Source organism: Aeromicrobium sp. 50.2.37 (assembly GCF_024655735.1).
Lineage (GTDB): Bacteria > Actinomycetota > Actinomycetes > Propionibacteriales > Nocardioidaceae > Aeromicrobium.
Map to the genome: position 1 here is coordinate 14,299 of NZ_JANLGG010000009.1, position 14,840 is coordinate 29,138.

Below are 14,840 nucleotides of genomic sequence, written 5' to 3' on the forward strand. Positions count from 1 at the left end.
GCGGTCCCCGCGACGGAGGAGCTGGGGACTGCGTATCGAGACCACCTGGGGCGGTGCGGCGTGATGGTGGGTCGTTGCCGGGTGGTCTCGATACGCGTCCACGGCGCTCGTTCCTCGCGCCTGGGCGCTACTCGACCGGCGGGACGCGGGTGAGGAGGGCGACGGGGTAGGTCCGCAGCAGGTCGGCGAGCCGGACGTCGCCGCCCTCGGGCCCCACCTCGTCGAGCACCGTGCCGGTGAGGACGTCGGTCCACGTGCCTGCCCCGAGGGGGAGGGTGGTCTCCGTCCAGCCGCCGCGCGCCTCGAGCCCCATGGGCAGGCGCGTGACGACGGCGACGAGGTCGTCGCTGCGGCCGAACGCGAGCGCGTGGACGGCGGCGGGACCCCGGGCGGCCACCGCGCCGTAGCCGACGAACAGCTCCGGCCGGTCGCGGCGGAGCGTCAGCACCCGACGCACGAGCGAGGTCTTCGCCGCGCCCGACGCGTCGACCTCCGGCACCCAGCCGTCGTCGAGCCGACGCAGCACGTCGCGGAAGGCGTCGTGGTCGACCGGGCGGCGGTTGTCAGGGTCGACGAGCGAGTGGTCCCAGCCCTCGGTGCCCTGGTAGACGTCGGGCACGCCCGGCCCGGCCAGCTGCAGCAGCTTCTGCGAGAGCGAGACGGCCCGGCCGGGTCCCTCGAGGCGGTCGACGAGCGACTGCACCTCGTCACCCAGCTCGGCGCGCACCCGAGCGGGCCAGGCGCGGATCGACTCCTCGAACGCCTCGTCGGTCTCGGTCCAGGTGGTGCGGATCTTGGACTCCCGCGCCGCCTTGAGCAGGTAGTCGGTCAGCCGCTCGTCGCTGATCGGCCACGCGCCGAGCAGGGTCTGCCAGGCCAGCAGGTCGAGGGCGGGCTCGTCGAGCCCGCAGCGGGCCGACCAGTCCGCGATCGCCGACGTCACCTCCTCGCCCAGCTCCGCCAGCACCAGCATCCGGGCGCGGGTGTCCTCGGAGCGCTTGGTGTCGTGGGTGGTCAGCGCCGTCATGGCGGACGGGTGGTCGGCCTCGCGGGCAGCGGCGAGGGCGTGGAAGCCCTCGACGTCGACGCCCCACACGTCGGGCGAGCCGCCCACCTCGTTGAGCGCGGCGAAGCGTGTGAACCGGTAGAAGGTGGTGTCCTCGGTGCCCTTGGCCACGACCATGCCGGACGTCTGCTGGATGCGGGTGGCGAGCTCGCCCCGCGGGTCCTCGCGGACCTGCGCGTCGAGCGCGTCCAGGGCCTCGGCGACGTCGGGCCGACGGCTGCGCGCGGTGTCGATCGCCTGCGCCCAGTCGTCCTCGCCCTCGGGCAGGTAGGACCGGTAGACGCCGAAGGCGACCATCGTCTCCGCGACGGCCGTGCGAGCGGCGTCCTCGGGCACGTCGCGCAGGAGTCCGGCGATGCGACGGACCTCGGCCACGAGCACCTTCTCGGTGACCATCCGCCGCGCGTCCTCCTCGACCGCCGCGTAGTCGGACGGCGCTCCGAGCCGCTCCGACAGCGCCTGCCAGGGCGCCTCGCCGGCAGGGTCGAGCAGCACGCCCTCCACCTCGCGCATGGCGTCGTACCCGGTGGTCCCGTCGGCGGGCCAGCTCGCGGGCAGGTCCTCGCCCGGGTGCAGGATCTTCTCGACGACGAGCCACGCGTCGGGCGCGGCCGCGTGCAGGCGCTGCAGGTAGCCGCCGGGGTCGGACAGGCCGTCCGGGTGGTCGATGCGCAGCCCGGTGACCCGGCCCTCGGAGACCCAGCGCAGCACCTCGCGGTGGGCGTCGTCGAAGACGGTCTCGTCCTCCACGCGCACCGCGGCCAGTGTGGTGATGTCGAAGAAGCGCCGGTAGTTCAGCTCCGACGCGCCGCGCCGCCAGCCGACCAGCTCGTAGTGCTGGCGGTCGTGCACCTGCTGCGGCGTCAGCGACGCGAAGCCAGGGTCGGCCAGCGTGGTGGCGTCGATCGGGAACCGGTGGTCGTAGTAGGTGAGCTCGTCGCCGTCGACGGCCAGCTCGGCCACGTCGGCGTCGTCGCCCAGCACGGGGACCAGCACCCGGCCGCGTGACCAGTCGACGTCGAAGTGGCCGGCCCACGGCGACGCCTCGCCCTCGGCCAGCACCGACCACCACCACGGGTTGGCCTTCGGCACCTCGACGGACATGTGGTTCGGCACCACGTCGACCACGAGTCCCATCCCGGCGTCGCGCACGGCGTCCGTGAGCGACTCCCAGGCGTCGGGCCCACCCAGCTCGGGCCGGGCGCGCGTGGGGTCGGTGACGTCGTACCCGTGCGTGGAGCCGGGTGTCGCGTCGAGCACCGGCGACACGTACACCGCGCCGACGCCGAGGTCGCGCAGGTACGGCACGAGCGCCTCGGCCTCCGCGAACCCGAAGCCCGGCCGCAGCTGCAGCCGGTACGTCGACGTGGGCGTGCTCACGACTCGACCCGCTGCAGCACCACCAGCGAGCGGCCCTCGAGCTCGACCGTCGCGCCGCCCTCGATGAGCTCGTCGCCCGGCTCGGCGACCGTGCCGCTCGCGGTGTCGAGGACGACCGCCCACGTGCTGGCGTACTCGCCGTCCGGCACGGTGAACGTGATGGCCTCGTGGTGGGCGTTGAACGCCATCAGGAAGGAGTCGTCGACGACGCGCTCGCCCCGCTCGTCGCGGTCGGCGATCGCCCGGCCGTTGAGGAAGACCGCGATCGAGCGGCCGAAGCCGTCGTCCCAGTTCTGCTCGGTCATCTCCTCGCCGGCCGGCGTGAACCAGGCGATGTCGCGCAGCTCGTCACCCTTGCGGATCGGCTTGCCCTGGAAGAACCGGCGGCGCCGGAACACCGGGTGGGCGGCGCGGAACGCAGCGAGGGCCGAGGTGAACCCGAGCAGCGAGTGCTCGTGCTCGTCGAGGTCCCAGTCCACCCACGCGACCTCGTTGTCCTGGCAGTAGACGTTGTTGTTGCCGCCCTGGCTGCGGCCCAGCTCGTCGCCGTGCAGCACCATCGGCACACCTTGCGAGAGCAGCATGGTGGCCAGGAAGTTGCGACGCTGACGGCGGCGCAGCTCGAGGATCTCCGGGTCGTCGGTCGGGCCCTCCACGCCGCAGTTCCACGACCGGTTGTCGTCGGCGCCGTCGCGACCGTCCTCGCCGTTGGCCTCGTTGTGCTTCTGCTCGTACGACACGAGGTCGTTGAGGGTGAAGCCGTCGTGGGCCGTCACGAAGTTGATCGACGCGTACGGGCGCCGACCGTTGTCCTGGTAGAGGTCCGACGAGCCGCTGATCCGCGACGCGAACTCGCCCAGCGTCGACGGCTCGCCGCGCCAGAAGTCGCGCACGGTGTCGCGGTAGAGGCCGTTCCACTCCGTCCACAGCGGCGGGAAGTTGCCCACCTGGTAGCCGCCGGGGCCCACGTCCCACGGCTCGGCGATCAGCTTCACCTGGCTGACCACCGGGTCCTGCTGCACCAGCTCGAAGAAGGTGGCCAGCTTGTCGACGTCGTAGAACTCGCGGGCCAGCGTGGCCGCCAGGTCGAAGCGGAACCCGTCGACGTGCATCTCGGTGACCCAGTAGCGCAGCGAGTCCATGATGAGCTGCAGCGGCGTGGGGTGGCGCACGTTCAGCGAGTTCCCGGTGCCGGTGTAGTCCATGTAGTGCTGCTCGTCGTCCTCGACGAGGCGGTAGTAGGCCTGGTTGTCGATGCCGCGCATCGACAACGTCGGCCCGAGGTGGTTGCCCTCCGCGGTGTGGTTGTAGACGACGTCGAGGATGACCTCGATGCCCGCGGCGTGCAGCGCGCGGACCATGCCCTTGAACTCCTGGACCTGGCGACCGGGCTGGGAGGTGTAGGCGTCGTGCGGGGCGAAGAAGCCGATCGTGTTGTAGCCCCAGTAGTTCGTCAGGTCCTTCTCGACGAGGTAGTGGTCCGTGACGAACTGGTGCACGGGGAGCAGCTCGATCGCGGTCACGCCGAGGCCGGTCAGGTGCTCGATCACGGCGGGGTGCGCGAGCGCGGCGTAGGTGCCGCGCAGCTCCTCGGGGACGTCGGGGTGGGTCATCGTGAGACCCCGGACGTGCGCCTCGTAGATGATCGACTCGTTGTAGGGGCGGCGCGGGGCTCGGTCGTCGGCCCAGTCGAAGAACGTGTCGACCACGAGCGAGAACGGCACGTGGCCGGCGGAGTCGTCGTCGTTCGGCTCGTCGGGCGAGCCCATCTCGTAGGCGAAGAGCGACGGGTCCCAGTCGGGCTGGCCCTGCACGGCCTTCGCGTACGGGTCGATGAGCAGCTTCTGCGGGTTGCAGCGCAGGCCGTTCTCGGGGTCCCAGGGACCGTGCACGCGGTAGCCGTAGCGCTGGCCGGGGCCGATGCCGGGCAGGAAGCCGTGGTGGACGAAGCCGTCCACCTCCTCGAGGCGGACGCGGGTCTCGGTGCCCGACTCGTCGAAGAGGCACAGCTCCACGAGGTCGGCGACCTCCGAGAACAGGGCGAAGTTGGTGCCGGTGCCGTCGTACGTGGCGCCGAGCGGGTAGGGCGATCCGGGCCAGGGGCGCACGGTGGGTCTCCTCGGATGGGGTCGTGCCGGTGGGGTGGTCAGGTGGGGCGGGCGGCGCGCAGCGGGGCGACGGCGGCCTGCACCCGGGGGTGGTCGAAGAAGGCGTCGAGGTCCACGGGAAGGCGGACCCTCCAGTTGGGGTACTCGTCGACGGTGCCGGGCAGGTTGGGCTGGCGGACCTGGCCCACGGCGTCGGCGGGCGAGCTGAGCACGAGCCGCGAGGCGGCCGGTGCGATGACGGCGTGCAGGGCGACGAGCAGGTCGTCGGTGTCGATGCCCTCGGCGCGCAGCAGGTCGAGCAGCGCCTCCTTGTCGGCGGCCGCCGTGGCGAGCGCGTCCTCCACGGGCTCGCCCAGCAGGTCCAGACGGTCCTGCAGGTGGATGCGCTCGTCGCGCAGCCAGCCCTCGACCGTGGGCAGGTCGTGGGTGCTGATGCTCGCCATCGTCTCGGGCTCCCAGTCGCGGGGCGGGACGTGCGGCTGGCCGGGGGCGTCCCAGTCGCGCTCGAACCACAGCACGGCCGAGCTCAGGATGCCGCGCTCGTGCATGGTCTCGGTCACGACGTCCTCGACGGTGCCGAGGTCCTCGCCGACGACGATCGCGCCGGCGCGGGTGGCCTCGAGCAGCAGGACGGCGAGCATCACGTCGGCGTCGTAGTGCACGTAGGTGCCGCGGTGCGCGGGCTCGCCCGGCGGGATCCACCACAGCCGCCACAGACCCGCCACGTGGTCCACGCGGATGCCGTCGCCGTGGCGCAGCACGCTGCGGACGACGTCGCGGAAGGGCGCGTAGCCGGTCTCGAGCAGGCGGTCCGGCCGCCACGGCGGGAGGTCCCAGTCCTGGCCGAGCGGGTTGAAGGCGTCGGCCGGGCAGCCGACGCGCACGTCGGAGGCGAACACGCTCTGCAGCGCCCAGGCGTCGGCGCCGCCGGGGTGCACGCCCACGGGCAGGTCGTGCACGAGTCCCACGGCCATGCCGGCGTCGTGGGCCGCGTCGCCGGCGGCGTCGAGCTGCTGGCGGCACAGGTGCTGGAGCCAGGCGTGGAAGGCGACGCGGTCGGCCAGGTCGTCGCGGGCCCGTGCCACGTCCTCGGAGGACGGGTCGCGCAGCGGCTCGGGCCAGGTGCGCCAGTCGGCGCCGTGCAGCTCGGCCAGGGCCGAGAACGTGGCGAAGGCGGCCAGGTCGGGCTCGGCGTCGAGGTCCACGTCCTCGTCGGCGGGGGCGAAGGGGCGCAGGAGCTCGAGGGCCGCCCGCTTCGCCTCCCAGACGGCGTCGTGGTCGAGCAGGTCGTCGGCGGGGTCGGTCTCGGGGGCCAGCCCGAGCACCTGGTCGCGGACCGCCGGGTCGGCCGCGGCGAAGGCGTCGACGTCGGTGACGCGCAGGTAGAGCGGGCTCGCGAACCGTCGGCTCGAGGGGGAATAGGGGGAACGGACGAGCGGGGTCGACGGCACGAAGGCCTGCACCGGGTTGACCAGCAGCACGCCGGCGCCCTGCTCGGCGGCGGCGCGGCGGGCCAGGTCGGCGAGGTCGACGAGGTCGCCCATCTGCCACGACCCGGCCGAGTGCAACGCGTAGAGCTGGAGCATCCAGCCCCACGTGCGCGGCACCTCCGGCAGTCGGGCGGGGGCGACGACGAGCGTCACGTCCTGCTCGTCGGTGACCAGCCGGTGCCAGCCGAGCGGCAGGTCCGCCGGCAGGGTCCCGTCGACGTCGAGGTGGCCGCCGTCCTCCAGCAGCACCCGACCCGCCACGCCGACGTCGCGGGCCACGCCCTGCGTCGCGGCGATGGTCGACTCGAGCGGTCGGGTGTCGGCCGCGGCGCGCTCGAGTGCCTGGCCGACCGCCTCCGGGCTCGTGGCGTCGACGCCCAGCTGACCGAGCACGGCCACGACGATCTCGGGGTCCACCTCGACGGGGCGCCGGTCCGAGCCCTCGTACGCGACCGCGACGCCGTGGGCCGCGGCGAGGCGCGCGAGGTCGTCAGCGTCGGAGGGGGGCATGTCGTCCAGCATGGTCGCGGACGGCCCGGCCCACCACTTCGGGGCACGAGGGAGGGGTCACACCCGGGGAGTACCCGCCGGCCCGACCCGCAATCGGACGCCGTTCACACCGGCGACACGAGCCGGGCCTACGCTTCTCGGGTGGACTGGAGCGACTACGACGCGGCCCTCTTCGACCTCGACGGTGTCATCACCCCGACGGCCGAGGTGCACATGCGCGCCTGGAACCAGATGTTCAACGACTTCCTGACGGCGCGGGGGGTCGAGGAGCCGTACACCGACGACGACTACTACCGCTACGTCGACGGCAAGCCGCGCTACGACGGCGTGCGCTCGTTCCTGGCCTCGCGCGACATCGAGCTGCCCGAGGGCACGCCCGACGACGCCCCTGAGGAGGAGACCGTCGGCGGGCTCGGCAACCGCAAGAACGTGGCCTTCGAGGAGGTGCTCGACCGCGACGGCGTGGTCGCGTACCCGGGTTCCGTGGCGCTCGTGGAGCAGCTGGCCGCCGCCGGCACGCACATGGCGATCGTCTCCAGCTCGCGCAACGCCCCCAAGGTGCTGCGCGCCGCCGGGCTCATCGACCACTTCCCGGTCATCGTCGACGGCGTCGTCGCGGGGGACCGCCAGCTCGCCGGCAAGCCCGCGCCCGACACCTTCCTCTTCGCCGCGCAGCAGCTCGACGTGGAGCCCTCGCGCGCCGTGGTGCTCGAGGACGCCACCTCGGGCGTCGCCGCCGGCCACGCCGGACGCTTCGGCCTGGTCGTGGGCGTCGACCGCGGTGCCGGGGCCGACGCGCTGCGCGAGCACGGAGCCGACGAGGTCGTCAGCGACCTGCGAGACCTGCTCTGATGTCGCCGCTCGACCAGCCCGCGCCCGGCACCGACGAGGACCGCGGCTTCGGCCCCTCGCACGAGGCGCCGCCCGTGCGCGACTTCCTCGACCGCTCGCGCTTCCCCGTGGACCCGTGGAAGCTCACCGAGGTCCGCTACGACAGCAGCGACCTCGGCCTCACCGAGACCGTGTTCGCCGTCGGCAACGGCTACCTCGGCCTGCGCGGCAACGTGGAGGAGGGACGCGACTCCCACACGCACGGCACCTTCGTGAACGGCTTCCACGAGACGTGGCCGATCCAGCACGCCGAGGAGGCCTACGGGTTCGCCCGCGTCGGCCAGACGATCGTCAACGCGCCCGACGCCAAGATCATCCGGCTCTACGTCGACGACGAGCCGCTGCTGCTCTCGGTGGCCGACCTGCTCGGCTACGAGCGCAGCCTCGACCTGCGTGAGGGCGTGCTCCGGCGGAGCCTGCTGTGGCGGACCCCGTCGGGCAAGCGGGTCCGGATCGACTCCACCCGCATGGTCAGCCTGGCGCAGAAGCACCTGGCGATCATGACCTTCGAGGTCACGCTGCTCGACGACTCCTCACCCGTGGCCATCTCGTCGCAGATCCTCAACCGCCAGGACGGTGAGGACGAGTACCACGTGCGCGCCAGTGCCATGGGTGAAGGGAGGGTCGGTGAGGGCGCCGACCCGCGCAAGGCCGAGCGCCTGCAGCGCCGCGTGCTCGAGCCGCAGGAGCAGCTGGGCGAGCCCGACACGGGCCGCGTCGCGCTGGGCTTCCGGTGCGCCGAGAGCGGCATGACGCTCGCCGTCATGGCCGACCACGACCTGCAGACCGAGAACATGGTCACCAGCCGTGTGGTCACCGGTGACGACCTCGCGAAGACGACGTTCCGGATCGCCGCCGAGCCCGGCGTGCCCATCCGGCTCACCAAGACCGTGGCGTACCACACGTCGCGCGGGGTGCCCTCGCGCGAGCTGCTCGACCGCTGCCGACGCACCCTCGACCGGGTGCGTGAGCAGGGCGTGGAGCAGCAGACGAGCGACCAGCGCGCCTGGCTCGACGACTTCTGGGCGCGCGCCGACGTGGAGGTCCCCGGCCAGCCCGAGATCCAGCAGGCCATCCGCTGGAACCTGTTCTCGATCGTGCAGGCCTCGGCGCGCGCCGAGGGGCAGGGCATCCCGGCGAAGGGGGTCACCGGCTCCGGCTACGGCGGCCACTACTTCTGGGACACCGAGGTCTACGTCATGCCGTTCCTGACGTACACGACCCCGAGCGCGGCCCGCAACGCGCTGCGGTTCCGCTACTCGCTGCTCGACGCGGCCCGTCGTCGCGCCGACCAGCTCGCCCAGAAGGGCGCCCTGTTCCCGTGGCGGACCATCAACGGCGAGGAGGCGTCGGCGTACTACGCGGCCGGCACCGCGCAGTACCACATCGACGCCGACATCGCGTACGCGCTGAGCCAGTACATCGGCGCCACGGGCGACACCGAGTTCCTCGACCGCCAGGGCATCGACATCTTCGTCGAGACGGCCCGGTTGTGGGCCGACCTCGGCTTCTGGCGCAGCGAGGAGGGCGGGACCTTCCACATCCACAGCGTCACGGGTCCCGACGAGTACACGACGGTCGTGAACGACAACCTCTACACGAACGTCATGGCGCGCTTCAACCTGCGCCGTGCGGCCGAGGCGGTCCGCACCCTGCAGCACGCCAACCCCACCGCCTACGCGGCCGCGGCCGAGCGGCTGTCGATCACCGACGAGGAGGTCGAGGAGTGGGGGCGTGCCGCGCGCGGCATGAGCATCCCGTTCGACGAGCACCTCGGCATCCACCCGCAGGACTCCCACTTCCTCGAGCGCGAGATGTGGGACCTCGACCACACGCCGCTCGACAGCCGCCCCCTGCTGCTGCACTACCACCCGCTGGTCATCTACCGGTTCCAGGTGCTCAAGCAGGCCGACGTCGTGCTGGCCCTGTTCCTGCAGGGCGAGGACTTCACGCCCGAGCAGAAGCGCGCCGACTTCGAGTATTACGACCCGATCACCACGGGCGACTCGACGCTGTCGGCCGTCGTGCAGTCGATCATCGCGGCCGAGGTCGGGTACCACGACCTGGCGTACCGCTACTTCCTGTCGGCACTCTTCGTGGACCTGGCCGACCGGCACGGCAACACGTCCGACGGCGTCCACGTGGCGTCGACCGGTGGCGTGTGGAGCGCCGTGGCCACCGGGTTCGGCGGGTTCCGCGACCTCGGCGCCGGGCAGTGGTGCATCGACCCGCGCCTGCCCGACGACTGGGAGTCGCTCACCTACCGGGTCACGCTGCGGGGCACCCGGGTGCGGGTGACGGTGCGACCCGACGAGCTCGACCTCACGGTGGAGGCCGGCGACGGACACCTCGTGTTCGACGTGCGCGGCTCCGAGGTCGTGGTGGGTCCGGGTGAGCCGGTCACGGTCGCGCTGTCGGGCCAGGGTCCGCGGCTCGAGGGTGAGCCGCCGAACCCGGCCGGAACCCGCCGCTCCGACGGCACCGTCATCACGGCGATCGTCCCCGGCGCCTGACGAGGTGGCGACGCGGTCGTGCGCCGGGCGGGTGCACCGTCCGGTCGCGCCTGCGGGCCCCGGCCTAGACTGACGGACGTGTTGATCGTGAGGTACGAGGTCAGTGACGGCAGGTCGGGCGAGGACGTCGTGCTCGTCGACCAGAAGTGGTCGTTCGGGCGGGTCGGTGGTGAGGAGACCCCCACCGTCGAGACCGACGACCGGCGGGTCAGCCGCGGCGCCCTGGTGATCCGCGACAGCGGCCCCGGCCCGGTCGTCTTCCGGGGGCAGCGCGGCGAGCAGGCCCAGGTGGGTCTGGTCTCCGACGACGGCAGCACCGAGTGGCTCGAGGAGGGCAAGGCTGGCAACCTCACGGCCACGGCCCGGCGGGTCACGTTCGACCTCGACGACGAGAACGTGCTCACGCTCGAGGTCGACTTCGCCGACCGCGGCAGCGTGGTCGAGCGCCAGCAGCAGGCGGCCCAGCCCCACCTCTCGGTGGTCCCCGAAGCGACCGACGTCCCGTGAGCGAGCGGAGCGCCGACGACGCCGTGGACGCCAGCTCGGTCGACGTCGCGTTCCTCCACCAGCTCCCGAAGGCCGAGCTGCACGTGCACCACGTCGGGTCGGCGTCGATCGAGGCGGTGTCCACGCTGGCGCAGCGCCACGAGGGCAGCACGCCCGTGCCGACCAACCCCACCGCGCTCGCCGACTACTTCCGGTTCACCGACTTCGCGCACTTCATCGAGGTCTACCTGTCGGTCGTGGACCTGCTGCGCACCCCCGACGACCTCTGGACCCTCACCCACCAGGTGGGCACCGACCTCGCGGCGCAGAACGTGCGGTACGCCGAGCTGACGCTCACGCCCTACACGTCGATCGTGCGCGGGATCCCCGCCGAGGCCTACCTCGAGGCCGTCGAGGACGCCCGCCGCCGGGTGGAGGCCGAGACCGGCCTGGTGCTGCGCTGGATCTTCGACGTCCCCGGCGAGTCCGGGGTGGAGGCGGCCGACGTCACGCTCGACGTCGCGCTGCGGCTGCGCCCCGACGCGCTGGTGGGCTTCGGCCTGGGCGGCCCCGAGGTGGGCGTGCCGCGGCCGCAGTTCGCGCCGCACTTCGACGCCGCGCGCGCTGCGGGGCTGCGCAGCGTCCCGCACGCGGGAGAGTCCACCGGCCCGCAGACGATCCGCGACGCCATCGAGCACCTCGGCGCCGAGCGCATCGGCCACGGCATCGCGGCGGCGCAGGACCCCGAGCTCATGGCGCTGCTCGCCGAGCGCGGGATCGTGCTCGAGGTCTGCCCGACGTCGAACGTGTGCACCCGCTCCGTCCCGTCGCTCGCCGAGCACCCGCTGCCCACGCTGGTGGCCGCCGGGGTGCCGGTGACGATCAACAGCGACGACCCGCCCATGTTCGGCACCACCCTGTCGCGCGAGTACGCGGTGGCCGCCGACCTGCTCGGCCTCGACCGCGCGGGCGTCGTCGACCTGGCGCGAGCCGCCGTCGACGCCTCCTTCGCCCCCGAGTCGGTCACGACCGCCCTGCGCGCCGAGCTCGACGCCACCCTCGCCTGACCCTGCGTGCCGTCGCACTCATCGGGACGAACCGGTGACGACCTTCCCGAGCCTCGTCCTTCCGTCGGCTGCGTAGACCCAGCGGTAGATCGTGCCGTCGTCGTCCAGCAGGCCCTCCTCGCGCTCCCGTCGTACCTGCTCGCGGGCCTCGTCGAGATCAAGGACCACCGTCCCCAGGTAGTCCGAGCCGCGGAAGTAGGCCCGGCGGCCCTCGAACCACGTCGGGACCAGGTCGGGGACCACACCCGGGGGTGCCCCGGCCGACGGCATGCCGACCGTGAGGCCGTGCTCGTTGACCGGCCAGCTCGGCGTCTGCCAGTCGGGTGTCCCGTCGGGGCCGTCGGTCGGGACACCCCACGAGAGCGCGGTCTGCGAGGTCGGCGAGAACACGGCCTGCACGAGGTAGCGGCGATCCAACGTCGACTCCACCACCAGGCGGTCGCTCGTCACGTCAGTGACCGGGACGGCCTTGCTCATCCCTCGGTTGGTGGCCCGCGACGGTGCGCGCACCGCCTGGGGCGGGTGCGACCCGTCACCGGCGCCCGAGGGTGAGTGGCCGTTCCCGCCGTCGTCGGGGGCAGAAGTCTCCTCGTCGGTGTCCTCGGCGAAGTCGCGGTCGCAGTCGATGGCGACCAGCTCCGTCGAGCCGTTCAGGACGCGCAGCCGTCCGCCACCGACGCACGAGAAGGCCACCGACAGGTTGAGCCACCGGTCGCCAGGCGCGGGGGACCCGATCCGGACGATGCTGTCGCCCACGGGTGTCTCGGGGACGACGTCGGTACGGATGACCGCCACGGCACCCCCGCCGACGCCGGCGGCCACGACGGCACCGGCCACGAACGGCAGGAACCGTCGCACGGGCCGACGGCGCGCGGCACGGAGCACCGTTCCCCGAGTCTCGGCCAGGGCGGTGGCGAACGTCGCGTCGTCGGGAGGGGTGCGTCTCATTCGGGGCTCCTTGCCTCGCGCAGCCTCAGTCGGACGCGCGAGATCCGCTTGCTGACCGCGGCCTCGCTGAGCCCGAGCGACTGCGCCGCCTCGGCGTGCGTGTAGCCGTGCAGCAGGCACAGCTCGCACACGCGGCGATCGGTCGGGGGCAGTGCGGCGATGCTGTCGAGCGCCCAGCGCAGCTCCGCGGCTGCCTCGCCCTGCTGGGGGTCCGAGAGCAGGGACGCCTCGTGCAGGTCCACCAGCTCACGCCAACGGCGGTCGCGGCGCGCTCGGTTGCGGGCGAGGTTGCGCACGGTGACCAGCAGCCACGGCAGAGCGGATCCGTTCACCGTCGTCACGCGGGCGGCCTTGCGCCACAACGTCAGGTACGTCTCCTGCACGATGTCCTGCGCAGTCGCGAGATCGGGTGCGAGGGTCCAGGCGAATCGCAGCACGGCATCGGCGGTGGCGTCGTAGAGCTCGACGAACGCCGACTCCTGGCCGTCGGCGACGGCCGCCAGGCGCTTCGCATCGGTCCTCACACCTCGTAGTGTCGTCGGACCGGTGGATCCTGACATCCAGATCGCCGACGAGACGGCGAGCGGTGCATATTCCACCGTCTCAGCGCTGAGACGGTGGAATACCCACCGCCCACCGACCGACCCCGCCTTTCGGTGGAGAAGTCACCGCTGGGGGGGGGGCTACGCCTTGGCGGTGGTGGGCACGACCGGGACGCGCACGAGGAGCACGCCGGGGCGGACCTCCGCGGTGATCTCGGTGCCCTCCTCCACGGGGTCGCCGTCGAGCTGCATGGGGGTGGGGCCCGAGGCCTTCACGTGCACGCGGCGGCCGGTGAAGCGGTCGAGCCGGTCGTTGGTGCGCTTGCGCCGGGCGATCACGCGCAGGGCGATCGAGACCCAGCCGAACAGCCGCCGCGGTGCGATGACCACGACGTCGAGCTCGCCGTCGTCGACCTGGGCGTCCGGCAGCAGCGGGAGGCCGGCCTGCAGGAAGCCGACGTTGCCGATGACCACCGTGCGGGCACGGAAGGTCCGGGGCTCACCGTCGTCGACGGTGATCGTGACCTTCATGCCCGGGAAGCGCAGCGCCTTGACGCCCGACACGAAGTACGCGGCCCAGCCGACCTTCTTCTTCAGCTCGTCGTTGACGCCGGTCATGATCATGGCGTCCATGCCGAGGCCGGCCATGACCAGGAAGCTGGTGTCGACGCCGGCGTCGGTGGTGAACCGGGCCAGGTCGATGGCCTTGTCCTGGCCGCCGAAGGCGACCTCGAGGGCGTCGCGCGGGTTGAGCGGGACACCGAGGTTGCGAGCCAGCAGGTTGCCGGTGCCGTGCGGGATGATCGCCACCGCCACGCCCGTGCGGGCCGCCTCCTCGCACACGGCGCGGACGGTGCCGTCGCCTCCGGCGGCGACGATCAGGTCGACGTCGGCCTCGAGCGCCGCCTGGGCCTGGCCGTAGCCCGGGTCCTCCACCGAGGTCTCGAACCACAGGGGCTCGGACCAGTCGTTCTGGTCGGCCACGAACCGCACGCGCGCCTTGAACTCCTCGACGTCGGCGACCTTGGACGGGTTCAGCACCACGGCGGCGCGCTTGCGGCCGCTGCCGGTGAGGACGGCGAGCTCGGACGGGAGCCGGGTGGCGTCGGCGGCGACGAGCAGCCAGAGGCCCACGGCCACCAGCGCGCCGAAGGCGAGGCCGGCCGTGACGTCGGTGAGGTAGTGCACGCCGAGCAGCACGCGGTCGGCTGCGGTGAGCAGCGCAAGGAGCGTCCAGAGCGTGAGCAGGAGGCGACGCTTCCAGCCGCGTCCGGTGAGCACGATGGTCAGCAGGGCCAGCACGGTGAAGAGAACCCCGGCGCCGGCGGCGTGGCCGCTCGGGAACGAGTAGCCGCCGATCTCGTGGACCGGGTCCTCCCAGGCCGGACGCGGTCGCGCGAAGACGAGCTTGACGAGGGCGTTGCCGCCGATCGCCACGACGCCGCTCAGCACGACCCAGAGCCCGATGCGCCACTCGCGGCGCACGAACGCGATCGCGGCCACGACGGCGAGCGCGATGCCGACGCCGACGTTCGACAGCACGAGCGCGATCACCTCGAGCACGTCGACCAGCCACGGGCGCGCGTAGCTGATGTCGAAGGCGGCCTGTGCGACCTCGCCGTCGAGGTCCTGGGACGCGTCGGTGACCACCAGCGTGGCGAGGGCTGCGAGGAGCACGACGAGCGCCACGAGGACGGCGGCGTAGACGCCACCTCGGCCGGGCTCGGCGCGGCGCAGGTCGATCGACACGGTGTCCTCTCGGGGTCGGTTGGCGGACCGGCCCAGCGTAGTGCGCCCGGGGTGGGAACGTTCGAAGGCGGTGTCGGCCGGATCAGGGAC

Annotated in this window: 10 protein-coding genes; 4 read left to right on the forward strand and 6 right to left on the reverse strand. The window is 72.7% G+C overall.

The window, feature by feature from the left end:
- Window positions 1–127: 127 nt before the first annotated feature.
- From treY to malQ, 3 genes are read right to left on the reverse strand one after another with little or no spacing between them, the layout of a single operon-like run.
- Complete coding sequence (gene treY, locus NUV38_RS06495) at window positions 128–2,446, reverse strand: malto-oligosyltrehalose synthase (protein WP_257728340.1); 2,319 nt, start codon at window positions 2,444–2,446, stop codon at window positions 128–130.
- Window positions 2,443–4,554 carry a glycogen debranching protein GlgX gene (glgX, locus tag NUV38_RS06500; protein WP_257728341.1) on the reverse strand — a complete coding sequence of 704 codons (2,112 nt, stop codon included), beginning with the start codon at window positions 4,552–4,554 and terminating at the stop codon, window positions 2,443–2,445. The genes treY and glgX overlap by 4 nt, the downstream gene beginning before the upstream one ends.
- 38 nt (window positions 4,555–4,592) lie before the next feature.
- The gene (gene malQ / locus NUV38_RS06505; RefSeq protein ID WP_257728342.1) at window positions 4,593–6,554 is read right to left on the reverse strand and encodes a 4-alpha-glucanotransferase; all 1,962 of its coding nucleotides are present in this window, start codon (window positions 6,552–6,554) and stop codon (window positions 4,593–4,595) included.
- A gap of 141 nt (window positions 6,555–6,695) precedes the next feature.
- Between malQ and NUV38_RS06510 the strand changes: the two genes are divergently transcribed.
- The 4 genes from NUV38_RS06510 (at window position 6,696) to NUV38_RS06525 (ending at window position 11,511) form a co-directional block, all read left to right on the forward strand.
- Window positions 6,696–7,406 carry an HAD family phosphatase gene (locus NUV38_RS06510; RefSeq protein WP_257728343.1) on the forward strand — a complete coding sequence of 237 codons (711 nt, stop codon included), beginning with the start codon at window positions 6,696–6,698 and terminating at the stop codon, window positions 7,404–7,406.
- Window positions 7,406–9,958 carry a glycoside hydrolase family 65 protein gene (locus NUV38_RS06515; RefSeq protein ID WP_257728344.1) on the forward strand — a complete coding sequence of 851 codons (2,553 nt, stop codon included), beginning with the start codon at window positions 7,406–7,408 and terminating at the stop codon, window positions 9,956–9,958. The genes NUV38_RS06510 and NUV38_RS06515 overlap by 1 nt, the downstream gene beginning before the upstream one ends.
- Window positions 9,959–10,036: 78 nt before the next feature.
- The gene (locus NUV38_RS06520) at window positions 10,037–10,465 is read left to right on the forward strand and encodes a hypothetical protein (protein ID WP_257728345.1); all 429 of its coding nucleotides are present in this window, start codon (window positions 10,037–10,039) and stop codon (window positions 10,463–10,465) included.
- Window positions 10,462–11,511, forward strand: a complete 1,050-nt coding sequence (locus tag NUV38_RS06525; RefSeq protein WP_257728346.1) for an adenosine deaminase — start codon at window positions 10,462–10,464, stop codon at window positions 11,509–11,511. Before NUV38_RS06520 ends, NUV38_RS06525 begins: the two co-directional genes overlap by 4 nt.
- An 18-nt stretch (window positions 11,512–11,529) precedes the next feature.
- Here the strand turns inward: NUV38_RS06525 and NUV38_RS06530 are convergent, their stop codons facing one another.
- The 3 genes from NUV38_RS06530 to NUV38_RS06540 form a co-directional block, all read right to left on the reverse strand.
- Entirely contained in the window at window positions 11,530–12,459 is a 930-nt protein-coding gene (locus tag NUV38_RS06530; RefSeq protein ID WP_257728347.1) for a hypothetical protein, read from the reverse strand.
- Window positions 12,456–12,983: an RNA polymerase sigma factor gene (locus tag NUV38_RS06535; RefSeq protein WP_257728348.1), complete on the reverse strand. Its 528-nt coding sequence runs from the start codon at window positions 12,981–12,983 to the stop codon at window positions 12,456–12,458. Before NUV38_RS06535 ends, NUV38_RS06530 begins: the two co-directional genes overlap by 4 nt.
- A gap of 159 nt (window positions 12,984–13,142) precedes the next feature.
- On the reverse strand, window positions 13,143–14,840 hold a 1,698-nt coding region (locus NUV38_RS06540; RefSeq protein WP_257728349.1), incomplete at its 5' end, for a phosphatase PAP2 family protein.

Bases quoted from the DNA above. Each gene is read 5' to 3' on its own strand.
- malQ (WP_257728342.1), bottom strand. From the start codon at position 6,554: ATGCCCCCCTCCGACGCTGACGACCTCGCGCGCCTCGCCGCGGCCCAC.
- NUV38_RS06515 (WP_257728344.1), top strand. From the start codon at position 7,406: ATGTCGCCGCTCGACCAGCCCGCGCCCGGCACCGACGAGGACCGCGGC.
- NUV38_RS06530 (WP_257728347.1), bottom strand. From the start codon at position 12,459: ATGAGACGCACCCCTCCCGACGACGCGACGTTCGCCACCGCCCTGGCC.